The 22,506-nt window shown below is 71.6% G+C and carries 20 protein-coding genes; 12 read left to right on the top strand and 8 right to left on the bottom strand.

What is annotated here, in order from left to right; all coding sequences use genetic code 11:
* Nucleotides 1–183 precede the first annotated feature (183 nt).
* The 8 genes from ccrA (at nucleotide 184) to VG869_01960 (ending at nucleotide 8,646) form a co-directional block, all read left to right on the top strand.
* A complete protein-coding gene (ccrA, locus tag VG869_01925) occupies nucleotides 184–1,530 on the top strand; it encodes a crotonyl-CoA carboxylase/reductase (GenBank protein ID HEV3449936.1) in 1,347 nt (448 codons plus the stop codon).
* 70 nt (nucleotides 1,531–1,600) lie between these two features.
* Nucleotides 1,601–1,999 carry a methylmalonyl-CoA epimerase gene (gene mce / locus VG869_01930; GenBank protein ID HEV3449937.1) on the top strand — a complete coding sequence of 133 codons (399 nt, stop codon included), beginning with the start codon at nucleotides 1,601–1,603 and terminating at the stop codon, nucleotides 1,997–1,999.
* A gap of 107 nt (nucleotides 2,000–2,106) precedes the next feature.
* Nucleotides 2,107–2,985, top strand: a complete 879-nt coding sequence (locus VG869_01935; GenBank protein ID HEV3449938.1) for a phosphatase PAP2 family protein — start codon at nucleotides 2,107–2,109, stop codon at nucleotides 2,983–2,985.
* Between the two features lie 100 nt (nucleotides 2,986–3,085).
* Complete coding sequence (locus tag VG869_01940) at nucleotides 3,086–3,499, top strand: Hsp20/alpha crystallin family protein (GenBank protein HEV3449939.1); 414 nt, start codon at nucleotides 3,086–3,088, stop codon at nucleotides 3,497–3,499.
* 107 nt (nucleotides 3,500–3,606) lie between these two features.
* Entirely contained in the window at nucleotides 3,607–5,223 is a 1,617-nt protein-coding gene (locus VG869_01945) for an acyl-CoA carboxylase subunit beta (GenBank protein HEV3449940.1), read from the top strand.
* Between the two features lie 2 nt (nucleotides 5,224–5,225).
* Nucleotides 5,226–5,456 (top strand): hypothetical protein, encoded by a 231-nt coding sequence (locus VG869_01950; GenBank protein ID HEV3449941.1) that lies wholly within the window; start codon nucleotides 5,226–5,228, stop codon nucleotides 5,454–5,456.
* Nucleotides 5,453–6,577, top strand: coding sequence for a metallophosphoesterase (locus VG869_01955; GenBank protein ID HEV3449942.1), 1,125 nt, complete (start codon nucleotides 5,453–5,455; stop codon nucleotides 6,575–6,577). Before VG869_01950 ends, VG869_01955 begins: the two co-directional genes overlap by 4 nt.
* Nucleotides 6,578–6,843: 266 nt before the next feature.
* Nucleotides 6,844–8,646: a long-chain fatty acid--CoA ligase gene (locus VG869_01960; GenBank protein ID HEV3449943.1), complete on the top strand. Its 1,803-nt coding sequence runs from the start codon at nucleotides 6,844–6,846 to the stop codon at nucleotides 8,644–8,646.
* 20 nt (nucleotides 8,647–8,666) lie between these two features.
* On the opposite strand, the gene VG869_01965 is transcribed toward VG869_01960, so the two are convergent.
* Together VG869_01965 and VG869_01970 are read right to left on the bottom strand one after the other, a co-directional pair.
* Nucleotides 8,667–9,089: a hypothetical protein gene (locus VG869_01965; GenBank protein HEV3449944.1), complete on the bottom strand. Its 423-nt coding sequence runs from the start codon at nucleotides 9,087–9,089 to the stop codon at nucleotides 8,667–8,669.
* A gap of 38 nt (nucleotides 9,090–9,127) precedes the next feature.
* Entirely contained in the window at nucleotides 9,128–11,518 is a 2,391-nt protein-coding gene (locus VG869_01970; protein ID HEV3449945.1) for an amino acid permease, read from the bottom strand.
* 95 nt (nucleotides 11,519–11,613) lie between these two features.
* Here VG869_01970 and VG869_01975 point away from each other — a divergent pair, with 95 nt between their 5' ends.
* The 3 genes from VG869_01975 (at nucleotide 11,614) to VG869_01985 (ending at nucleotide 13,836) form a co-directional block, all read left to right on the top strand.
* Entirely contained in the window at nucleotides 11,614–12,282 is a 669-nt protein-coding gene (locus tag VG869_01975; GenBank protein ID HEV3449946.1) for a TrkA family potassium uptake protein, read from the top strand.
* Between the two features lies 1 nt (nucleotide 12,283).
* Nucleotides 12,284–12,946, top strand: a complete 663-nt coding sequence (locus VG869_01980) for an NAD-binding protein (protein HEV3449947.1) — start codon at nucleotides 12,284–12,286, stop codon at nucleotides 12,944–12,946.
* A gap of 122 nt (nucleotides 12,947–13,068) precedes the next feature.
* A complete protein-coding gene (locus tag VG869_01985) occupies nucleotides 13,069–13,836 on the top strand; it encodes a DUF4118 domain-containing protein (GenBank protein ID HEV3449948.1) in 768 nt (255 codons plus the stop codon).
* Nucleotides 13,837–13,868: 32 nt separating this feature from the next.
* Here VG869_01985 and VG869_01990 read toward each other — a convergent pair whose 3' ends face one another.
* From VG869_01990 to VG869_02015, 6 genes are all read right to left on the bottom strand, one after another.
* Entirely contained in the window at nucleotides 13,869–16,124 is a 2,256-nt protein-coding gene (locus VG869_01990; protein ID HEV3449949.1) for a [protein-PII] uridylyltransferase, read from the bottom strand.
* A gap of 7 nt (nucleotides 16,125–16,131) precedes the next feature.
* Nucleotides 16,132–16,470: a P-II family nitrogen regulator gene (locus tag VG869_01995; GenBank protein HEV3449950.1), complete on the bottom strand. Its 339-nt coding sequence runs from the start codon at nucleotides 16,468–16,470 to the stop codon at nucleotides 16,132–16,134.
* Between the two features lie 11 nt (nucleotides 16,471–16,481).
* Complete coding sequence (gene amt, locus VG869_02000; GenBank protein ID HEV3449951.1) at nucleotides 16,482–18,107, bottom strand: ammonium transporter; 1,626 nt, start codon at nucleotides 18,105–18,107, stop codon at nucleotides 16,482–16,484.
* Between the two features lie 181 nt (nucleotides 18,108–18,288).
* Complete coding sequence (locus tag VG869_02005) at nucleotides 18,289–20,268, bottom strand: protein meaA (protein ID HEV3449952.1); 1,980 nt, start codon at nucleotides 20,266–20,268, stop codon at nucleotides 18,289–18,291.
* A gap of 76 nt (nucleotides 20,269–20,344) precedes the next feature.
* The gene (locus tag VG869_02010) at nucleotides 20,345–21,199 is read right to left on the bottom strand and encodes a 3-hydroxybutyryl-CoA dehydrogenase (GenBank protein HEV3449953.1); all 855 of its coding nucleotides are present in this window, start codon (nucleotides 21,197–21,199) and stop codon (nucleotides 20,345–20,347) included.
* Nucleotides 21,200–21,234: 35 nt separating this feature from the next.
* Nucleotides 21,235–21,729: a J domain-containing protein gene (locus tag VG869_02015; protein HEV3449954.1), complete on the bottom strand. Its 495-nt coding sequence runs from the start codon at nucleotides 21,727–21,729 to the stop codon at nucleotides 21,235–21,237.
* 59 nt (nucleotides 21,730–21,788) lie between these two features.
* Here VG869_02015 and VG869_02020 point away from each other — a divergent pair, with 59 nt between their 5' ends.
* Nucleotides 21,789–22,505, top strand: coding sequence for a Type 1 glutamine amidotransferase-like domain-containing protein (locus VG869_02020; protein ID HEV3449955.1), 717 nt, complete (start codon nucleotides 21,789–21,791; stop codon nucleotides 22,503–22,505).
* The last annotated feature ends 1 nt before the right edge of the window (nucleotide 22,506 follow it).

Here is a 22,506-nt window from a genome sequence, read left to right on the forward strand (position 1 = left end):
GGCGGACGATGGTACCCCCGAGTCGGCGCCATCGCTCCGGCCGGACCGACGCGCGTAGGGTTCGGGACCGATGAGCAGGTACCGGACGACCGTCGCGGACACGACCGACCCTCGCGGTCGCCCCGGTCGCCGGCGCACGCGCGCGAGCCGCTCGGCCGTCATGCCGGCGGCGTCGAGCCGGCGATGAGCGCGATCGACGCCATCCGCACGGCGATCCTGGAGGGGGCGCCGGGCGACGAGCTCGGGGCGCTGGCGCTGCCGGAGAGCTTCCGCGCCGCCGTCGTGCGGGCCGACGAGCAGGACATGTTCGGCGGCATCCCGTCGGAGGAGAAAGATCCGCGCAAGTCGGTCCACGTCGACGACGTCCCGCTCCCGGAGCTGGCGCCGGACGAGGCCTACGTCGCCGTGATGGCGTCGTCCATCAACTTCAACACCGTGTGGACGGCCATCTTCGAGCCGCTGCCGACGTTCCAGTTCCTGGCTCGACTCGGCAAGGAGAGCGTCTGGGGCGCGCGCCACGACCAGGCCTTCCACGTCCTCGGGAGCGATGCCGCGGGCGTGGTGGTCCGGGTGGGTTCGGCCGTGCGCCGCTGGCGTCCCGGCGACGCCGTGACCGTGCACTGCAACTACGTGGACGACCAGGACCCGTCCTCCCACGACGACGCCATGCTGGCGACGAATCAGCGGATCTGGGGCTTCGAGTCCAACTACGGGGGCCTCGCCGAGCTGTCGCTCGTCCGGGCCAACCAGCTCATGCCGAAGCCGGCCCACCTCACCTGGGAGGAGGCCGCGGTCAACGCCCTCTGCAACTCGACGAGCTACCGGATGATCGTGAGCCCCCACGGGGCCCAGATGACCCAGGGCCAGACCGTCCTCGTGTGGGGGGCGACCGGCGGGATCGGCGCCTACGCGTGCCAGTACGTGCTGAACGGCGGCGGGAACCCGGTCGGCGTGGTCTCCTCGCCGGACAAGGTGGCGTTGCTCCGCGAGCTCGGCGTGCACGCGGTCATCGACCGCAGGGCCGAGGACTACCGGTTCTGGCGCGACGAGCACACTCAGGACCCGGGCGAGTGGCGCCGGCTCGGCAAGAAGATCCGCGAGCTCGCCGGCACCGACCCCGACATCGTCTTCGAGCACCCCGGCCGGCAGACGATGGGGGCCTCGGTGTTCGTCGCCAAGCGCGGCGGCGTCATCGTCACGTGCGCGGCGACGAGCGGCTACACGATCGAGTACGACAATCGCTATCTCTGGATGAACCTGAAGACCATCAAGGGCTCGCACTTCGCGAACTACCGCGAGGCGTGGGCCGCCAACCAGCTCGTGTGCGACGGCAAGATCCACCCCACGCTGTCACGCGTGTTCAGCCTCGGCGAGACCGGCGCCGCCGCCTACGAGGTCCACCACAACCTCCACGAGGGAAAGCTCGGTGTGCTCGTGCTCGCTCCCGAGGAGGGCCTCGGTGTCACCGACCCGGAACGGCGCGCGGAGCTCCTACCCCAGATCACGCTGTTCCGTCGCCACGGCGCCTGATCGCCGGTCGGCGGGCAGGCGATGCCGGGCCGATCGCCCGTCACGTTCCCGGTAGCGTGAGGGCGTGGGCGTGCTCACGGAGATCGATCACGTCGCGATCGCGGTGCACGACCTCGAGGCCGCGATCGCGTACTACCGCGACACCTTCGACGCCGAGGTCACCCACCGAGAGGTCGTGGAGCGCGACGGCGTCGAGGAGGCGCTCCTCCGGGTGGCGGGTTCCTACATCCAGCTCTTGACGCCGGTGCGCGACGACTCGCCGGTCGCGAAGTCGCTCGCCACCCGGGGCGAGGGGCTGCACCACGTTGGGTACCGGGTCGCCGACTGCGCCGCCGCGCTCGCCCGGGTGAAAGCCGAGGGCCACCGGGTCATCGACGAGGTGCCGCGCCCCGGGAGTCGCGGGACGACCGTCGCCTTCCTGCACCCGAAGTCGGCGTTCGGGACGCTCATCGAGCTGGTGGAGGAGTAGCGGTCCCTGACCGCGGCGGCGTCGGCGCCGGTCGCCAGACTGGGTCGATCGACGCCCTCACTGACGACCGTCGGCGGCGCCGGGTCGCGCTCCTCGTCACGAGCGGCGTGTGCCTGGTCGGGCTGGCCGCGCTGTACCTGCTGGCGGTGCGGACCGGGCTCGGCCAGCACCTCGACGACGACGCCCTCCTCGGGCGCTCGCTGAACCCGCGGGTGCAGCACGCCGCGAGCCGACTGCTGCGCAGCATCGACGTGTCGTCGCTCGCGCTCGTCGGCGGGGCCATCGTCCTCCTGGCCGTGGCCCGGGCGCGGCTCCGCCTGGCCGCGGCCGCCGCCGTCCTCATCGTCGGTGGCGTCGGCAGCGCCGAGGGCCTGAAGCACGTGCTGTCGCGGCCCGAGCTCACCGGCCCCGACCGCCTGCCGATCCCGAGCTACCCGAGCGGCCACACGACCGTGGCGGCGTCCCTGGCGCTGGGGCTCGTGCTGGTGCTCCCGGCCCGCTGGCGGCCGCCGGCGGCCATCGCCGGCGCCGTCTACGCCAGCGCGGTCGGGGTGGCGACGGTCACCGCCGGCTGGCACCGACCCAGCGACGTGGTCGGGGGGTTCCTCATCACCGTGGCCTGGGCGGGCGCCGTCGGCGCCGCCCTCGTGGCCCGAGCCCGGAGCGCCGCCGCGACGCCCGTCGACCGCCGCGCCGCCCGACGAAGCCGCTACGCGGTGGCGCTGCTGGCGCTGGCGGCCGCCCTCCTCGGCGCTCTCGGCGTGGCCGTCGCCCGCACGGTGGAGTCCCTCTCCGACCGCAACCTCCAGACCCTGCCGGTCGGGGCGGCCTACGTCGGCTCGGTCGCGTTCATCGCCGCGGCGGGCGCGGCGCTGTTCGCGCTCTTCCTCGCCGCCCTGGGTGGCGCCGTCCTCGACCGGGGGCCGCCGGCGGCCTCGGCCCGGACGAGCGCCGGTCTGCCGCAGAAGTTGACAACGCGACACTGAGGTTTTCTCAGTGGGAGCCGGAATAGCCGCCCCGGCGGCCCCGTTGGCAAGGATCGGAGGCCCCGAGCGGGGCCTCATCAGAGCATGGAGGTGCAGAGCTGTGTGGTACGACCCCTTCCGGGAGTTTGATCGCTACACCCGCAGCCCCTGGATGCCCATGGACGCCGTGCGTCGGGGTGACCAGGTCGAGCTGCGGTTCGACCTGCCGGGCGTGGCGCCCGACACGATCGACGTCGACGTCGAGCGCAACGTGCTGACGGTACGAGCCGAGCGGCACTGGGCACCTGAGGACGGCGACCACGTCTTCGCCCGCGAGCGGACCCAGGGCACGTTCAGCCGCCAGGTCCTCCTCGGCGACGCCCTCGACCCGGAGCGTCTCGAGGCTCACTACGACCACGGCGTCCTGACCGTGCGGGTACCCGTGGCCGAGCAGGCCAAGCCCCGCAAGGTCCAGATCCACGTCGGGTCGCCCCAGGCCCAGCCTGAGGCGATCGAGGTGGGCGCCACGAACTGACGCCCGCCCTTACTTCGACCGGCCCCGCCGCCACCGGTGGCGGGGCCTCGTCGCGTCCGGCGCTCGGCTCGGCGGCCGGACGAGGCCCTGGCAGTAGCCTGCGACCGATGGCCGCCGAAGAGGACGAAGTCCGCGGCGAGGCCGCGCCGGGCGCGGCCGTTGCGCCGGTGCCGCACCCGATCGAGGAGCGCCTCGGCCTGCTGGCGACGCTGCGCGAGCAGGCCCTGCACGCCGGCAGCGAGGCGGCGGTGGAGCGTCAGCACGCCCGCGGCAAGCTCACGGCCCGGGAGCGGCTCGGGCGGCTGCTGGACCCGGGCTCCTTCGTCGAGCTCGACATGCTGGCGCGCCACCGGGCCCACGGCTTCGGGATCGAGAACAGCCGTCCGCTGACCGACGGGGTCGTCACCGGCTGGGGGACGATCGACGGTCGCAAGGTGTTCGTCTTCGCCCAGGACTTCACCGTCTTCGGCGGCGCCCTCGGCGAGGTTTTCGCCGAGAAGATCCACAAGGTCATGGACCTCGCCGAATCCGTCGGCTGTCCCGTCATCGGGCTCAACGACGGGGCCGGCGCCCGCATCCAGGAGGGCGTCGTGTCGCTCGCCGCCTACGGCGGCATCTTCTTCCGGAACGTCAAGGCGTCCGGGGTGATCCCCCAGATCAGCGTCATCCTCGGGCCCTGCGCCGGCGGCGCCGTGTACTCCCCGGCCATGACCGACTTCGTGTTCATGGTCAAGGGCACCTCGCACATGTTCATCACCGGCCCGGACGTCGTGAAGACCGTGACCGGGGAGGACGTCACCCAGGAGGAGCTCGGCGGCGCGATGACCCACGCCTCGAAGTCGGGCATCGCGACGTTCGTGGCCGACGACGAGGAGTCCTGCCTGGAGCAGGTCCGGTACCTGCTGTCGTTCCTGCCGCAGAACAACCTCGAGGACCCGCCCTACTTCGAGCCCTCCGACGACCCCGACCGGCGCTGCGACGGGATCGTCGAGCTCATCCCCGACGCGCCGAACAAGCCGTACGACATCAAGGCGGTGATCGGCGCGGTCGTCGACGACGGCGACTTCTTCGAGGTCCACCCGCTATGGGCCATGAACATCGTGTGCGGCTTCGCCCGCATCGACGGCCACGTCGTCGGCGTCGTCGGCAACCAGCCGCAGGTCCTGGCGGGCACGCTCGACATCGACGCCTCCGAGAAGGCGGCCCGGTTCGTGCGGACCTGCGACGCGTTCAACGTTCCGCTCGTGACGTTCGTCGACGTCCCCGGCTTCCTGCCCGGGACCGACCAGGAGTACGGGGGGATCATCCGCCACGGCGCCAAGCTGCTGTACGCCTACTGCGAGTCGACCGTGCCCCGGGTCCAGATCGTGACCCGGAAGGCGTATGGCGGCGCGTACGTGGTCATGAACTCGAAGTCGATCGGTGCCGACCTCGCGTTCGCGTGGCCGTCGGCGGAGGTCGCCGTGATGGGCCCGCAAGGCGCGGTCAACATCATCTTCCGCAAGGAGATCGAGACCGCCAGCGACGCCGAGGCCCGCCGCGCCGAGCTGATCGAGGAGTACAGCGAGCGCTTCGCGAACCCGTACATCGCGGCCGAGCGCGGCTACGTGGACGACGTGATCGACCCTCGCGAGACCCGCCGCGTGCTCGTGCGGTCCCTCGAGATGCTGCGGACCAAGCGCGAGCAGCTCCCTCAGCGCAAGCACGGCAACGTGCCGCTCTAGCGATGCCGGCGCCCCGCCCCGTTCTCCGCGCCATCTCGCCCGAGGCCACCCCCGATGAGGTGGCGGCGATCCTCGCCGCGATCACCGTCTGCCTGCCGGCGCGCCGGGCCCGTGGGGGCGACGACACGCTCCACGAGTGGGTCCGCACCTCGCGCCTGCGCGCGCACCGGTCGGGCCTCCGTCGCGGGCCCTGGCGCCTCTCGGGCCGGATGCCCCGCCGCAGCCGGGCGTGACGGCCCGTCCGATCGAGCCCGAGCTGATGAGCGTCGGGCCCGACGAGGTCGTCGTCACCTGCACGACCGCCGGTGACGAGCTCGTCACCACCCGGGTCGGCCCGCGCGAGGTGACGACGACGGGTCCGCGCCACGTGGCCCGCGTGATCGGCCTCGATCCCGACACCGAGTATCGGCTCACGGTCGAGGGCGCGCCGCCGAGCCGGTTCCTCCCCGCGACCGTTCGCACCCTGGCTCGTCCCGCCGGTCGCGTGCTCGCCACCGTCGCCACCGCCAACGACACCCACCTCGGCGAGCTCGAGTGCGGCCGCACCGGCGATCCAGCCACCGACGCCATCGGCCCGATCCTGCGCGCGGAGCCGGGCGCGCCGCCGTACCCCGAGACCATGAACCGCGCCGTCGTGGCCGACATGCGCCACCTCGACCCGGACGCGGTCGTGGTGAAGGGCGACCTCACCGCGATCGGCACCGAGGAGCAGTACGGCGCCTTCCTCGCTGCGTACGGCGGGCTCGGCGAGCGGATGCACCACGTCCGTGGCAACCACGACGCCCTGCTCGACCCGACCCTCGCGGTCGAGGACACCCCCTACGCCGTCGAGCTCCCCGGCGTGACCCTGGCGGTCCTCGACACCGTCATCCCGGGCACCGACGCCGGCCAGCTCCCCGCCGACCAGGTGCAGTGGCTCGACGACCTCGCGTCGGAGCGGGTCGGACCGGTCCTGGTCTTCGGGCACCACCACTGCTGGAACGTCGACGCGCCGCGCCGTCCGGCAGGCCCGTACTTCGGCATCCAGCCGTCAGACAGCGAGGCCCTCGTGGACGTGTTCGCGCGCCACGAGCACGTCGTCGGCTACTTCGCCGGTCACACCCACACCAACCGGGTGCGGCGCTTCGGCGCCGCCCACCACCGGCCCTTCGTCGAGGTGGCGTGCACGAAGGACTACCCGGGAGCCTGGGCCGAGTACCGCATCTACGAGGGGGGCTACACCCAGGTCATGCGTCGAGTGCTGGCTCCGGCCGCGTTCGATTGGGCCGAACGCTGCCGCTCGATGATCCAGGGCGTCTACGGCGAGCTCGTCCTCGGCGGGATCGAGCACCGCTGCTTCGCCGAGCGGTTCTGAGCCGCCGGCGGCGGGACGCGACGCGCCCCGAGGAGGGTTCGGCGTAGAGATCCCGGCCCGGCTGCCGGGCGCCCCAACGGCCTCCTCGGGACGCGAATGCGCACAGTATCCACCATTGTCCACAGTTTTTCCACTTCCCTGACCGGGTTCTCCACCGTGGCTGTGGACAACCGGCCCCAGGCGGCGCCGGACCCCGCGGGTGGCAGGCCGGGGGGCGAACCGGCCGCGCGAGACTGCGGGCCGAAAGGGGGGGCGAGGTGCCGCAGGTGACGTCGGAGGAGCTGGCCCGGGCCGTGGCCGGGCAGACGGTCGCGACCCGCTTCCGGGACACGGTGGCCGCCCGGGGCGACGCCGTGGCCCTGCGGTGGCGGACCGGAGAGGGCTGGGGCGAATGGACCTGGGCCGATTACGCCGATCGGGCCTGCCGGCTGGCGGCGGCGCTCGAAGGGCTCGGCGTCGGACCCGGCGACCGGGTCGTCCTGATGATGCGGAACCGGCCCGAGTTCCACGTCGCCGACGTGGCGTCGGTCCTGGTCGGCGCGACCCCGGTGTCGATCTACAACTCGTCAGCGCCGGAGCAGGTCCAGTACCTCACCCAGCACTCGGGGGCAGTGGCGGCGATCGTCGAGGACGTCGGGTACCTCGAGCGGCTCCTCAAGGTGCGCGACGAGCTGCCGGCTCTCGCGCACATCGCCGTCATCGACGACGACGGCCGCGCCCCCGACGAAGTCCTCCACTTCGAGGAGCTGTGTCGCGGGAGCGCCGTCGACCTGGACGTCGCCGCGGCGAGGCCGCGACCCGAGGACCTGGCCACGGTCATCTACACCTCCGGGACGACCGGCCCGCCGAAGGGCGTCATGATCGACCACGCCAACGTGGTGTGGACGGTCGAGAGCTTGCGGCGCACCCTGCCGATCGACCCCACCGGCTTCCGGGTCGTGTCGTACCTGCCGATGGCGCACATCGCCGAGCGGATGGTGTCCCACTACTGGGGCGTCGTCTTCGGCTACGAGGTCACCACCTGCCCGGAACCGTCGCTCCTCTCGCAGTACCTCCCCGAGGTCCGCCCGCAGCTGCTGTTCGCGGTGCCCCGGGTGTGGGAGAAGATGCACGCCGGGGTGCTCGCGATCTCGGGTCGGGACGCCGAGGGACGGCGGGCGCTCGACGCCGCGCTCGCGGTCGGGGAGCGCGAGCAGGAGCATCGAGCCCGGGGCGAGCCGCTGCCCGAGGCGCTGGCGGCCGAGTACCGGGCCCACGCGCCGACGCTCGCGTTCGTTCGCGAGACCCTCGGCGTCGACGCGGTGCAGGCCGCGCTCAGCGGGGCGGCACCGCTCCCTCGCGAGGTCCTCGTCTTCTTCCGGTCGCTCGGCCTCGAGCTGTCGGAGATCTACGGGCTGTCCGAGTCGTCCGGGCCCATGACGTGGGAGCCGTTTCGAGTCAAGGTCGGCACCGTCGGACGCGCCATCCCCGGCTGCGGGGTGCGTCTGGCCGAGGACGGCGAGGTGCTGGCTCGGGGCGGGAACATCTTCCGCGGGTACCTCAACGACGCCGAGCGGACCGCGGAGGCCCTCGACGAGGAGGGCTGGCTGCACTCCGGCGACATCGGCCAGCTCGACGCCGACGGCTACCTGCGGATCGTCGACCGCAAGAAGGAGCTGATCATCACCGCCGGGGGCAAGAACATCAGCCCGGCGAACATCGAGGCGGCGCTGAAGGCCTCGCCGCTGATCGGGCAGGCCTGCGTCATCGGCGACGGTCGGCCCTTCGTGTCGGCGCTGCTCGTGCTCGACCCCGAGGTGACACCGGCGTGGGCCAAGACCCATGGTGTCGACGCCGACTCGCTCGAGGCCCTCGCCCACGACCCGGCGGTGCACGCGGAGGTGGAGCGCGAGGTCGGTGCCGCCAACGAGCGGTTCTCGAGCGTTGAGCGAGTGAAGCGCTTCACGGTGCTCGGCCAGGAGTGGCTCCCTGACTCGGAGGAGCTCACCCCGACGATGAAGCTGAAGCGGCGCGGGATCCACGCCAAGTACGCCGACGAGATCGAGGCGATGTACGACCAGCCGCGCTGACGGGGCACCGCCCCGGGTGGTCAGATCCCCTGCTGCGCCGCACCCGCCGCCACGACGAACAGCAACGCCGCCAGCACCCAGACCTGACCGGGCGTGCTGATCCACCGTGACGGGGCCCGGGCCGACGCCCAGGCGCGATTCAGCGATCGTTCCCGAGCGCCGGCGATGATCCACACCGCGAGCCCGACGCCGAGACCGGCCCCGAAGTAGCCCGTCGCGAGATGCAGCCGCTGGACCGCTCCGGCGTGGCAGGCACCGGTCGGGTCCGCGGTCGTCGACCGGTCCTGGCCGAGTGCGCCGACCGTGGTCCCACACTGCACCGGGGCCGGGCCCGTCCCCGCGACGGCGAAGCTGGTCAGGAGGAAGTAGAGCGAGAGCACCACGCCGAGGAGCAGCGCCACGCCGATGACGCGTTCGTGGTGGAGGCGGATGTCCCGACCCACCGCTTCTCAGCTCGCGTGTCGCAACGGCCGGCCTCCGATCAGCGCCGCGCCGGCTTCTTGGTGGGTGTCGGAGCGTCGTTGGGCAGGAGGCGATAGTCCGGGTTCAGGATGATGAGCTGTCCGGAGCGCGTACCGACGATCCCGTCGATGACGACACGCGCACCAGGCTCGATGCCGGCGATGTGTCGCCGTCCCAGGAAGACGACCGTGATGCGGCCCGTCCCGTCGGTGATCGTGCACTCGAGCGTCGGCTGACCGGCCCACGGCTGCACCCGGAGGGCGTGCACGCGACCGGCGATGCGGACCCGTTGCCGCTCGCGCACCGTGTCGATCGGCACCGCACCCTCGACCTGAAGCTCGGGCTTCGGGCGCTCGGCCTCGACGGGGGCCGTGGGCCGCCGACGAGGGATCCGGGGTCGGCGGTGATGCGGGGACGGCGTGACCCGGTTCTGACCGAGGTGGAACGGAACGATGGTGACGTTGGCGTGCGGCAGCTCGCTGATGACCGCGGCCATCGTGTCAGCCGTCCGGTCGTGGAGCCACCGGTGCCAGAAGCGGTTGTAGTCGCGCCGAGGAAGGAGCACCGTGGCCTCGGTCTCGCCGTCGGCGACGACCTCGGCGACCACGTCGAGCGCGGCGCGGGCGATCCTCCGATCTGGGATCTCGAGGAGGTCCAGCGGGAGCTGGGTCAGCCCGAGGCGACGCCAGTTGACGGCGAGGTCCTCGGTGCGGACGGGGTCGAGGTCGAAGTGGACCGCGCGCAGCTCATCGGGCATGAGCGTGCGCGCGTACTGGATGGCTCGGGCCGCGGCCAGGTCGAGCGTGTCAACGAACACGATCACGACGTGGCGGCGCAGGATCGGAGCCTCCGCCGCCTGTGGGGCGTTCTCCTCGAGCTCGACGGCCTCGGCCTCGTACTGCTTGTTCAGGCGCGTCAAGCCGTAGACCATGATCGGGACGAGCACGATGATGACCCAGGCGCCCAGGATCGAGCCCGCCGGCTTGAACTTGGTGATCGCGATGATCACGTCGACGGCCCCCGAGAGCACCGCTCCCGTGGCGTTGATGAAGAGGCCCTTGCGCCAGCCCGGTTCCTTGAGCCGCACGTGGTGTCTCGCCATCCCGGCCTGCGAGAGCGTGAACGACGTGAACACGCCGATGGCGTACAGCGGGATGAGGCGGTCGACCTTGGCGTCGGTGATGACGACCAGCACGATCGACGCCGCCGCCAACGCGATGATGCCGTTCGAGAAGACGAGGCGATGGCCGCGCTTGGTGAGCTGGCGGGGCATGAAGTTGTCGCCGGCGTGGAAGCTGGCCAGGCGGGGGAAGTCGGCAAAGGACGTGTTGGCCGCGAGGATCAGGATCAGCGTCGTGCCCGCCTGGAGGCAGTAGTACAAGGCGTGGCCACCCGGGCCGCCTCCGAAGACGACCTTGCCGATCTGGGAGATGACGGTCGGGGTGCCCTTGGCGTAGGGCGCGACGTGCATGTGGGCGGCGAGCAGCGACAGCCCCAGGAACATGGCGCCGAGCGTGGAACCCATGATGACCAGCGTGGTGCGGGCGTTCCGCCACTCGGGGACCCGGAACGCAGGGACCCCGTTCGAGATGGCCTCGACCCCGGTGACGGCGGCCCCGCCGGAGGCGAAGGCGCGGAGCACGACGAACAGCGTCGCCCCCATCAGGAAGCCACTGCCGCCGTGGCCGATGTGCACCAGGCCCGGGTGATGGAGCGACTCGACGGGTAGGTGTCCGAGCATCAGCTTGCCGATGCCGATGCCCAGCAGCGCCAGCATCGAGAAGATGAAGAAGTACGTCGGCACTGCGAACAACCGCCCCGACTCGCGGACGCCTCGGAGGTTGCCGAAGGCGATGAAGAGGATGAAGAACACCGAGAGCGGCACCGCGTACGGGGCCAGCGACGGCGAGACCGAGGTGAGCGCCGCCGTGCCCGCGGCCACCGACACCGAGACGGTGAGCACGTAGTCGGTGAGCAGCGCGACACCAGCGACTTGGGCCGGCAAGAGCCCGAAGTTGTCGCGCGTCACGATGTAGGCGCCGCCCGCGCTCGGGTAGGCCTTGATCGTCTGTCGATACGAGAGGATCAAGAAGGCCAGCACCACGAGCAGCACGATCGTGATGGGCATCACGAGCGCGAAGGCGGCGATCCCGACGAAGGGAACCAGGTGGGTGAGGATCTGCTCGGTCCCGTAGGCGACCGAGGAGAGGTTGTCCGAGGCGAAGACGGCCAACGCGGTCGGCTTGCCGAGACGCTCGTGGACGAGCTGCTCGGTGTTCAGTGGCGGGCCGAGCAGCCGGTTCTTGATCCGATACCCGAGGGTCTCGGGTACGTCATAGGAGGTGGGCACCGGCCGCGGCCCGGGGAGCGTCGTCGGGTCGGGCGTCCGAAGGTCGGCTTCGGTCTTCATGAGTCTCCTGGACGGGTCGGGACGCCGCGGCGCCGTCGCGGCGAGTCTTGCATCATCGAAGGCCGGGCCGGACTCGGGTGTGCCAGGATCGACGGGTGCACATCGTCGTCGTCGGGTGCGGGAGGGTGGGCTCCGGGTTGGCCGTCGCGCTCGAGGGAGACGGCCACAGCGTGGCCATCATCGACAAGAACCCGGCCGCCTTCCGCCGGCTCCCACCGGGATGGAGCGGCCGGGCCGTGCACGGCTTCGGCTTCGACCGGGACCACCTCGAGGCCGCCGGCGTCCACGACGCGACCGCCCTCGCGGCGGTCACGAGCGGCGACAACTCCAACATCCTGGCCGCCCGCATCGCTCGCGAGACCTACGAGGTCCCGCGGGTGGTAGCCCGCATCTACGACCCCCGCCGGGCCGTGATCTACCAGCGCCTCGGGATCGCAACCGTTGCCACCGTCACGTGGACCACGGACCAGGTCATGCGTCGACTCTTCGAGGACAACACGGTCACCGAATGGTCGGAGCCCAGCGGGGAGGTCGTCCTCGTGGAACGGTCCTTGCCCGACGCATGGGCCGGTCGCAGCTTGGACAGCCTCGCCGACGACGCCCGGTTCCGGCTGGTGTCGGTGACCCGCGCCGGCCATGCGGCGCTCGCGACCCAGGGTCTCGTCGGGCAGGAAGGCGACCTCTTGCATGTCGCGGTTCGCAAGCAGGACATGGACGAGCTGACGCGAGTGCTCGCGAATCCACCGACGACGCCTGGTCACTGACATGAAGGTGGCGATCGCCGGTGCGGGGAACGTCGGGACATACATCGCGGGCGACTTGCGCGAGGCCGGCCACGACGTGCTCCTGCTCGACAAGAACCTGGACTTGGTCAACCGCTGTCGTCCGACCCTCGACGTCGAGTGGGTCGTCGCCGACGCCTGCGAGGTCAGCTCCCTGCACGCGGCCGGGGTCGAGGGTACCGATGTGATGGTCGCCGCGACCGGCGACGACGAAGACAATCTCGTGATTTCGTTGCTCGCCAAGCAGGAGTTCGCGGTTCCGAGAGTGGTGGCCCGGATCAACCACCCGAAGAACCAGTGGCTCTTCAACGAGGCTTGGGGGGTCGACGTGTCGGTGTCGACTCCCCACCTGCTCAGCGCCCTGGTGGAGGAAGCAGTCTCGGTCGGCTCGCTGGTGCGGCTGCTGCAGTTCCGCGGTGGCCAAGCCCGGCTCGTCGAGGTGACGCTGGCTGAGGGCTCGCCCGCAGCCGGCCTCAGCATCGCCAACCTCGGTGTTCCCCGCGACGCCACCGTGGTCGCGATCGTTCGCGAGGGCCACGTCGTCGTGCCGCGCGGCGATACGGTCGTGGACGTCGGTGACGAGGTGCTGGTCCTGGTGACCCCAGAGTCGGAGGACCCGGTTCGGGCCATCCTGATCGGGGCCTGAGCGCGCGACGACCACAGGCCGCGCGGCACGAGCCGAACGCGATTACGGACGCGCCGGATTACGATCCGGTGAGTGAAATCGTCAGTGGCGTCGATGTTCTCACGAGCGAGGACAGGACGACGGTGGATGAGCACCGTCAGATCCCGGCTGCCCTGAGCGAACGCTTCGGGCTGAAGGACCTCGCCGTTGCCGTCGTGGGTCCTGTCGCGGTGGCCGTGGTCGTTCTGCCCTTTCGGGACCAGATCCGCACGCCCAACGTCGCGCTCGTGCTCGTCCTGGCCGTGCTCGTCGCGGCCATCGTCGGCGGTCGACTCGGCGGGGCGATCGCCGCCGTCGTCGCCGCGGGCTCGTTCGACTTCCTCTTCACGCGGCCCTACTACTCCCTCTCGATCAACAACGGGGACGACGTCCAGACCTTCGTCCTCTTGCTGGCGGTGGGGCTCGTCGTCGGGGAGATCGTCGCCCGCAGCCGCCGGAGCTACGCCGTCGCTCGCCGAAGTCGTCGGGAGGCCGAGCACCTGCGGCGCCTCGCTGAGCTGGCGGCCGGCGGCGAGTCGGCCGGGCGGCTGGTCGCCGTGGTGCAGAACGAGCTGACGACGATCCTCGACCTCAAGAGCGCTCGATTCGAGCGTCCCCCGTTCCGCAGCGCGCTTCCCCAGCTCCGGCACCGCGGTGTTCGCGTCGACGTGGGGGCGCCCGACGATCACGCCTTGAAGAGTCAGCTGGAGCTGCCTGTGCGTGGGGGCGGCCGCCTCGTCGGGCGGTTCGTCCTCACGATGGCCGCCGACGGCAGCGGGATCCAGCTCCCGGCCGAGAGCCGGGCCCTCGCGGTTGCGCTCGCGGACCAGCTCGGCGCCGCCCTCGTGAGGAGTGGCGAGGGCAACGAGTGACCCCGCGCCCGATGATGGGCCAGGGAGGCGGGTCACGGGGGAGCGAGCGCGCCGAGGATCCGAGGCTCGATCGCAGCGATCGTCTGCGCTGAGGGTCGCTGGCCGTTCCGAGCGTCCACGAGGTAGAAGGTGTCGACGACCTCGTGGCCGAGTGTGGCGATCTTGGCGAGGCGGATGTCGAGCCCGGCGTCGCGGAGCGCGCCGGCGATCCGGTAGAGCACCCCCACGCCGTCGGGAGCTCGGACCTCGACGATGGCCGCTGTCGGTGACTCCTCCCCGTGGACGAGGACTCGTGGCGCCGCGGGCTGGGCGGCGGTCGGGAGCCGCAGACGGCCATACGCGCGAGCCCGCTCGGCCAGGCGGCCGTCGAGGTCGAGTCGGTCCTCGACGGCGGCCGCGAGTTCATCCGCGAGCTGAGCCGCTTCGACCGGCTTGCCGAACGCGGGTTCGACCTCGAACTCGGCGACGGCCACGTCGGGGCTGGACGCGGCGCGGGCGGAGCGGACGTCCTGACCGTGGAGCGCCAGGAGGCCGACGCTGGCCGCGAACAGCCCGGGCCGGTCGCGGCCGACCACTCGGACGGTGCCATCGCGCACCTCCACCGTCGGCTGCAGAGGGGGTGGGCCCGGCGGCGGCTCGATGGTTGGACCCGGGTGGCCTCGCTCGGTCGGAGCCCCGAGGTGGGCTCGCACGCCCTCGACGAGATCGCCGACGAGGGTCGCGCGCCACGGGGTCCACGCGGTCGGGCCCGTCGCGAGGGAATCGGCTTCGGTGAGGGCGTGGAGCAGCTCGAGGGTCGTGACCGAGCCGACCTCGGCCGCGACGGCCTCGAGCGTCGCGGGATCCGCGAGGTCACGGCTTGTCGCCACCATCGCGAGCAGGAGGTGCTGGCGAACGAGCTGCGCGAGGAGCTCGACGTCCTCGGGATCGAAGCCCATACGGCTGGCGATGGTTCGGACGAGTCCGACCCCAGCGTCGGTGTGGTCGCCGGGGTAGCCCTTGCCGAGGTCGTGCAGAAAAGCACCCACGAGAAGGAGGTCCGGCCGTTCGACCCGACGGGTGAGGGCGGCGGCCCGCGCGGCGGCCTCCATGAGGTGCCGGTCGACCGTGAACTGGTGGAAGGCGTTGCGTTGCGGGCGGCTGCGCACCGGCTCCCATTCAGGGATCAGGCGGGTGACGAGGTCGTCCTGATCGAGCGTCTCGAGGACCGGGACGACCTCCCGCCCTGCACCGAGGAGCGAGACGAAGGCCTCGCGCGCGTCGTCGGGCCAGCGATCCGTCAGCGCGGGGGAGCGCGCGGCCAGCTCGTGTCGCGTCGCCCGCTCGATCGGGGCGCCGACGTGCGCCGCCGCCGCGGCGATCCGGGGGAGCGTCGCGGCGTCGCTGCTCAGGGCGGGGTCGAGGAGCGTCACCTCGCGGTCGCGGAGCACGATGCCGCGTCCCAACTCGATGTCGCCGCCGGCCGACGACCGCCGCGGGGGTCCCTCGATCCAGGATCGGACTCGCTGCCATGCGTCGTCGGTGTGCCACGCGATCACGCGGGCGGCCATCGCGACCCGACGCATGAGCACGTCCGCGTCCGGATCTCCGAGCTGGCTGGCGACCTCGTCCTGTTGCTCGAGGCCCAAGGTGTTCGATCGGCGGCTCGTGACGCGCTGGAGCGCGACGCGGACCTCGAGGAGCGTTTCGCGGGCTTGGATCACGGCCCCGTCGAAGCTCACGACGTCGGTCGCCGCCGCGACGGCAGCCAGCGTCGTGACATCCCGCAGCCCTCCGTGACCCTCTTTGAGGTCGGGCTCGAGGAGGAACGCCACGTCGCCGGCGGTGGCGTGGCGCGCCGCCGTCGCCCGGTCGAGGGCCGGGAGTCGCCGAAGGGCGTGCTCGCGCCAGGCGGCGTGGATTCGCTGGATCAGGGCGTCGCCGAGGGCCTCGTCGCCGACCACGACCCGGGCGTCGAGGAGCCCGACCGCCACCCGCAGGTCGTCGTGGGCTCCCGCCAGCGCCTGCCGGAGCGTTCGGACGCTGTGGTCCACCCGTAAGCCGACGTCCCAGAGCGGGTACCAGAGGCGGTCCGCCACGTCGGCGACCTCGTGGCGGCCCTCGTGCAGGAGCAGGATGTCGAGGTCGCTGCCCGGGCACAGCTCGCGGCGGCCGTAGCCGCCGACGGCGACGACGGCGAAGCCGGGCTCGTCGGGCACGAGGTCGCGGACCCACTGGTCCACCAGCGAGGCGTAGGAACGGCCGAAGGCACTGCCCCGCAACGAGCGGTCGCGGAGCAGTGCCTCCAGCCTGGGCTCAGAGTGCGTCCGAACCGGCCTCTCCGGTGCGGATCCGCACCACGGTCTCGATCGGCATGATCCAGAGTTTGCCGTCTCCGATCTTGCCGGTGCGAGCCGTGCTGATGATGGCGTTCGCCACCTTCTCCGCGTCGCCGTCGTCGACGACGACCTCGACGCGGACCTTCGGCACGTAGTCCACCGTGTACTCGGCTCCCCGGTACACCTCGGTGTGCCCACGTTGACGGCCGTGCCCCCGCGCCTCGGAGATGGTCATCCCCGAGACATCGAGCGCCCGCAGCGCGTCGGTGACCTCCTCGAGCTTGAAGGGCTTGATGATTGCAACGATCAGCTTCACAGCCCCTCCAGTCAGCTGAGGTCGGTGGTGGTGGACGATGGTGCCGGACCGGCCGTCCCGACGGGCATCGAGGCCGGGATCCCTGGGTGCTCCTCAGTCTTCAGCACGAAGTCCGGGTAGCAGACCTGGCCGAACTCGCCCTCGTCGGTGCCGGCGATCTCGACCTCCGGCGACACCCGGATCTTCATGAAGCGCTTGGCCACCGTGAAGATCAGGAACGTCACTCCGAAGGCCCAGCCGAACCCGACTCCGGCGTCGATGACCTGCGCGAGGAGTTGGTTCGCGCCGCCACCGTAGAAGAGCCCGACCACCGCATGCGGGATGCCGTTCCACCCAACCGCCTTGTCGGGGTACGTCCCGTCGGCCAGAAGGCCTACCGAGAGGAGGCCCCACACGCCGCAAAAGCCGTGGACGGCGATCGCACCGCAGGGGTCGTCGATCTTGCAGCGCCGGTCGAGGAACTCGACCGCGTACACGACGACGAACCCGGCGACGACCCCGATGACCACGGCTCCGGCTGGTGACACGAAGGCGCAGGGCGCCGTGATCGCCACCAGTCCAGCCAGCATGCCGTTACAGGTCATCGAGATGTCGGGTTTCCCCCACTTGGCGTTGGTCCAGGCCATGGCCACAACCGCGCCGGCCGACGCCGCAAGGAGCGTGTTGACGGCCACGACCGAGATCCGCAGGTCGGTCGCCCCGAAGGTCGACCCCGGGTTGAAGCCCATCCACCCGAAGGTGAGGACCAGCGTCCCGATCACCGCGTACCCCAGGTTGTGGCCGGGGAAGGCCCTTGGTGTCCCATCCTCCTTGTACTTCCCGATCCGGGGACCCAGGATCATGGCGAGCGCAAGGGCCGTCCACCCCCCGGTGGCGTGCACCACACCGGAGCCGGCGAAGTCGACGGCGCCGTTACCCAGGTGCACGGAATGGCCGAGCTGCGACAGGAACCCGCCGCCCCACATCCAGTTGCCGTAGATGGGGTAGATGACGGCACCCATCGCGATCTCGGCGAGGATGAACCCGGCGAAGCTCACCCGCTCGGCGATCGCGCCGATGATGATGTAGCCGGCGGTCTCCATGAACACGACCTGGAACAGGAAGAACGCAATGACACCGACGTCGTAGCTGTTCCCGGACTGCAGGAAGAAGCCGCGCACGCCGATCAGGCCAGCGGTGCCGTGGCCGAAGATGCCGTTCAGCGGTGACGCGCCGCCGAGGTTGCTCACTGGTGAGATGCCGCCGAACTGGAACGCGAAGCCCACGGCGTAATACGCGAGCAGCGCGATCACGAACGACGACAAGTTCATCATCATCATATGGCCGGCGTTTTTGGCTCGTGTGAGGCCGGTCACGAGGAAGGCAAAGCCAACCTGCATGAACAGCACCAAGAAGCCCGTGATGAGCAGCCACACGAAGTTGATCGACACCCCGAGATGACCGGTGACGTTGGCAAGCTTGTTGATGCCTACCTGCGACAACGGCACCGTCTTCGGTCCGCCGTTCACGACGGCGTTGTCCGCTGCGACGCCGGTCTTCGTCCCAATCGGGTCGGCGTGGTGGCTGTAGGTGCTCACCGCGAACAGTGCGATGAACGTCAGCAGTGTCATCGCGACCAGTTTTTGGAACGTGGTCACGGTCGTTCCTCCCCTCCCGCCTCCAGGTGGAGGCGTCTCCCGGGCGCGGCTCCTCCACGCCGAGCCGGACGCTAAGAAGGCAGTGGGTCTCGGCCGTCTCCCGTCGATGAATCGACGGTTACGGAAATCCGTCGGATATCTGACGGCAAGCGCGAGGGCCGTCAGCCGCGGTTGAAGTCGATCAGCCCGCCCGAGCGGTGGTCCGCACCCGGCGACGACGGGCGACGGCCAGGTCGGCGAGATCACCGATGATGGCGGCGAGGCGGAAGTCCTTCGGGGTGTACACGGCCGCCACGCCCGCGGCCTTGAGCGCCGCCCGGTCGGCATCGGGGATGATCCCGCCCACGACCACGGGGGCGTCGACGCCGGCGTCGCGCAGGCGCCGCGTCGTCTCCGGCACGAGCTCGCGGTGGGAGCCCGAGAGGATCGACAGGCCGACCACGTCCACGTCCTCGTCTCGGGCCGCGGCGGCGATCTGCGCGGGGGTGAGGCGGATCCCTTGGTAGATCACTTCCATTCCGGCGTCACGGGCGGCCACCGCGAGCTGCTCGGCGCCGTTCGAGTGCCCGTCGAGGCCGGGCTTGGCGACGAGGAGCCGGAGCGGGCCGCCGAGCTCGGCGGCGGCGGCCTGGACCCGGTCCCGGACCGACCGCAGATCGCCGGTCGGCGGGCTCACCGCGGCCCCCACGCCGGTCGGCGCCCGGTACTCGCCGAAGATGTCACGGAGGGCGTCGGCCCACTCTCCGACGGTTCCCCCGGCCTGAGCCAGCGCGATCGTCGCCGGGACGAGGTTCTCGTCGCTCGCCGCGGCGCGGCGGAGGGTGTCGAGCCCGGTCCGGACGGCGGCGTGGTCGCGCTCCGCCCGCCACCGCTCGAGGTGCTCGACCTGGGCGGCCTCGGCGGCCGGATCGACGACCAGGATGTGCTCGGCGTCCTCGGTGACGAGCGGCGAGGCCGCGGTCTCGGTGAACGCGTTGACGCCGACGACGGTGAGCTCCCCGTCCTCGAGCCGCCGGCGACGCTCGGCGTGGCTCCGGACCAAGCGTCCCTTCATGGCGTCGATCATCTCGAAGGCACCGCCGCCGTCGAGGACCCACTGGAGCTCGGCCGCGGCCGCCTCCTCGAGCTCGGTGGTCTTGGCCTCGACGACGGTCGAGCCCTCGAAGAGGTCCGCGTACTCGAGCAGGTCGGTCTCGTACGCGAGCACCTGCTGGATGCGCAGCGACCACTGCTGGTCCCAGGGTCGCGGCAGGCCCAGCGCCTCGTTCCACGTTGGCAGCTGCACCGCCCGGGCCCGAGCGTCCTTCGAGAGCGTCACCGCGAGCGCCTCGAGCACGATCCGCTGCACGTTGTTCTCGGGCTGGGCCTCCGTGAGGCCGAGGGAGTTGACCTGCACCCCGTATCGGAACCGGCGCAGCGACTCGTCGGTGACGCCGTAGCGCTCGGCGGTGAGGCGGTTCCAGAGCCGTCCCATCGCCCGGAGCTTGCACATCTCCTCGACGAACCGGATCCCGGCGTTCACGAAGAACGAGAGGCGACCCACGACGAGCGGCAGCTCCTCGGGGCCGACCTGACCGGACTCGCGGACGGCGTCGAGGACCCCGAGCGCGGTGGCCAGGGCGTAGGCGACCTCCTGGACCGGCGTGGCCCCGGCCTCCTGGAGGTGGTACGAGCAGACGTTGATCGGGTTCCAACGAGGAGCGTGGCGGACGGCGTGACAGACGAGGTCGACGGTCAGTCGCCGCGACGGCTCCGGCCCGAAGATGTAGGTGCCGCGGCTCAGGTACTCCTTCACGATGTCGTTCTGGGTCGTCCCGGCCAGGCGAGCAGGGTCGTCGCCGCGCTCCTCGGCCAGCGCCAAGTACATGCCGAACAGCCACATGGCGGTGGCGTTGATGGTCATCGAGGTGTTCATCTCCTCGAGGGGGATCCCGTCGAAGAGGGTGCGCAGCTCGCCGAGGTGCGGGACGGGCACGCCCACCTTCCCAACCTCGCCGCGCGCGAGCGGGTGGTCCGGGTCGTAGCCAGTCTGGGTGGGCAGGTCGAACGCGACTGAGAGCCCGGTCTGGCCCTTCGCCAGATTGGTCCGGTACAGCTCGTTCGACGCGGTGGCGGACGTGTGACCGGAGTAGGTCCGCATGAGCCACGCCCGGTCCTTCATGGGCTCCATTCTCGCCGCTCCGGCGGCCGGCGACGACTCCCGAGGAGCGCCGGGGACCGCGCCCGGCGGGCGGGGGTCAGCGCCGGTACTCGTAGAACCCGGCCCCGGACTTGCGGCCGTAGCGCTCGGCGCTGACCATGCGGCGCAGCAGCGGCGCGGGCGCGTAGTTCGGTTCCTGGAACTCGGCGTAGAGGGCCTCCAGGATGGCCAGGCTGGTGTCGAGCCCCACGAGGTCGAGCAGCTCGAGCGGGCCCATCGGGAAGTTGCAGCCGCCCTTCATCGCCGCATCGATGTCGTCACGGCTGGCGACGCCGGCGTCATAGAGCTTCACGGCGTTGTTGAGGTACGGGAACAGGAGCGCGTTCACGATGAACCCGGCCTGGTCCCGGACGTCGACGACGGCCTTGCCGCACGCCTCGGCGAACGAGCGGGCGGTCCGGATCGTCTCGTCCGAGCTCGTGATCGCCCGGACCACCTCGACGAGCGCCATCACCGGCGCGGGGTTGAAGAAGTGGATCCCGCACACCCGGTCCGGCCGACCCGTCTCCATGGCGAGGTCGACGACCGGCAGCGTCGAGGTGTTCGTGGCCAGCACCGCCGGCTCGGCGCAGACGCGGTCGAGCTCGGTGAAGAGGTGCCGCTTCGTGGTCAGGTCCTCGATCACCGATTCGAGCACGAGGTCGCATTCGCCCAGCTCACCGAGGTCGGTGACGACCCGGAGGCGTTCCAGCGTGGCGGTCCGCTCGACGTCCTCGAGCGTGCCCCGGTCCACCTGCTTGGCGAGGGACTTCTCGATGCTGGCCGCGAGGGCATCGGCGCTGGACTGGGCCCGGCTGCGCACGACGACCTCGAAGCCGGCCTTCGCCGCCACCTCGGCCACGCCCGCCCCCATGATCCCGGAGCCGACGACCCCGACGCGCTTGACCTCCATGCCCTGGTCTCCTCCCTCGACGGGAAGGCGTCAGGTTACCGCCCGGTAGCAAGTCGTCGCAGGCGAAGGAGCCCGGCCCCGGCCAGCACCGGGCCGCCGAGCAGGAGCTTCGCGGCCGCGATCCAGAGCGTGACCGTCTCGCCGGCGTCCCCGGTGTCGACGACGAGCAGCACCGTGGCCAGCGCGACCCCGAGGACCAGGAGCGCGATCCCGGCCGCCACCGCCGCCCGCGCCCGACCCGAAGTCCGGAACAGCGGCTCTCGCGAGACGACGGGCGCGGCCGCGGCGGGCACCGGGCCCGGGCGATGCCGCCGGTCGTACGCGGCCCGGGCCCTCGGCCGGATGAGGGTCTGGTAGGCGAGGGTCAGGTCCTTGAACTGCTCGACGGCTCGGGCGTCCCCCGGGTTGCGGTCGGGGTGCAGGCGCTTGGCGCGGTCCCGGAACGCGGCCCCGATCTCGTCGGCCGTCGCCGTCGGCGGCACGCCGAGGACCTCGTAGAGGTCGCCTCGTCGCACGGTCACCGACGTCACGGCGCCAGTATGGGCCGCCGGCCCGACGGCCGCGAACGCGAGCCGCCTAGAGTGCGCTGATGGCGGCGGCCAAGCGCGCCGTGCGCGGGGTGGGGACGCTCGCGCTCATCGGCGGCGGCGAGTGGAGCGATGGCTGCCGTGGCTTCGACACGGACCTCCTGGCGGCCGCGCGAGCCGAGGAGGTCGTGGTCCTCCCGTCGGCCGCGGCGTTCGAGCATCCCGAGCGCGTCGCCGAGCGGGCGTCCGCGTACCTGGCCTCGCTCGGCGCCGCGGCCCGACCGCTCATGGTGCTGCACCGGGCCGAGGCCGAGGACGCCCAGGTGGCGGAGGTCGTGCGCCGGGCGCGCTTCGTGTACCTCTCGGACGGCTCGCCCCTGCACCTGCGGTCCGTGCTCAAGGACTCGGCGCTCTTCGAGGCCATGCTCGCCTCGTATCACGGCGGCGGCGTCCTCGCCGCGTCGGGCGCCGGCGCCACGCTGCTCTGCGACCCGATGGTGGACCCGCGCGGCGGCGCCTACACCGTCGGCCTGGGCCTGGTCGCGGGCCTGGCGGTGTTCCCGTACCACGGCAGCGCCGCCGACCACCTGCGCGAGCGCTCCATCGACTTGCTGCCCGACCGGGCCCGGCTCGTCGGCGTCGACGAGCAGACCGCGTTGGTGCGGGACCCGACCGGCACGTGGCGGGTCGCTGGCGCGGGCGCCGTCACGGTCTACGCGGGCCGCGACGTCGCCCGGTTCGCCGCCGGCGCGGTGGTCGAGGGGCTCGAGGGGCTGTAGG

Source organism: Acidimicrobiia bacterium, from assembly GCA_035948415.1.
GTDB lineage: Bacteria > Actinomycetota > Acidimicrobiia > IMCC26256 > PALSA-555 > PALSA-555.

Bases quoted from the DNA above. Each gene is read 5' to 3' on its own strand.
- ccrA (HEV3449936.1), top strand. From the start codon at position 184: ATGAGCGCGATCGACGCCATCCGCACGGCGATCCTGGAGGGGGCGCCG.
- VG869_01945 (HEV3449940.1), top strand. From the start codon at position 3,607: ATGGCCGCCGAAGAGGACGAAGTCCGCGGCGAGGCCGCGCCGGGCGCG.
- VG869_01950 (HEV3449941.1), top strand. From the start codon at position 5,226: ATGCCGGCGCCCCGCCCCGTTCTCCGCGCCATCTCGCCCGAGGCCACC.
- VG869_01970 (HEV3449945.1), bottom strand. From the start codon at position 11,518: ATGAAGACCGAAGCCGACCTTCGGACGCCCGACCCGACGACGCTCCCC.
- VG869_01980 (HEV3449947.1), top strand. From the start codon at position 12,284: ATGAAGGTGGCGATCGCCGGTGCGGGGAACGTCGGGACATACATCGCG.
- VG869_02005 (HEV3449952.1), bottom strand. From the start codon at position 20,268: ATGAAGGACCGGGCGTGGCTCATGCGGACCTACTCCGGTCACACGTCC.
- VG869_02010 (HEV3449953.1), bottom strand. From the start codon at position 21,199: ATGGAGGTCAAGCGCGTCGGGGTCGTCGGCTCCGGGATCATGGGGGCG.
- VG869_02020 (HEV3449955.1), top strand. From the start codon at position 21,789: ATGGCGGCGGCCAAGCGCGCCGTGCGCGGGGTGGGGACGCTCGCGCTC.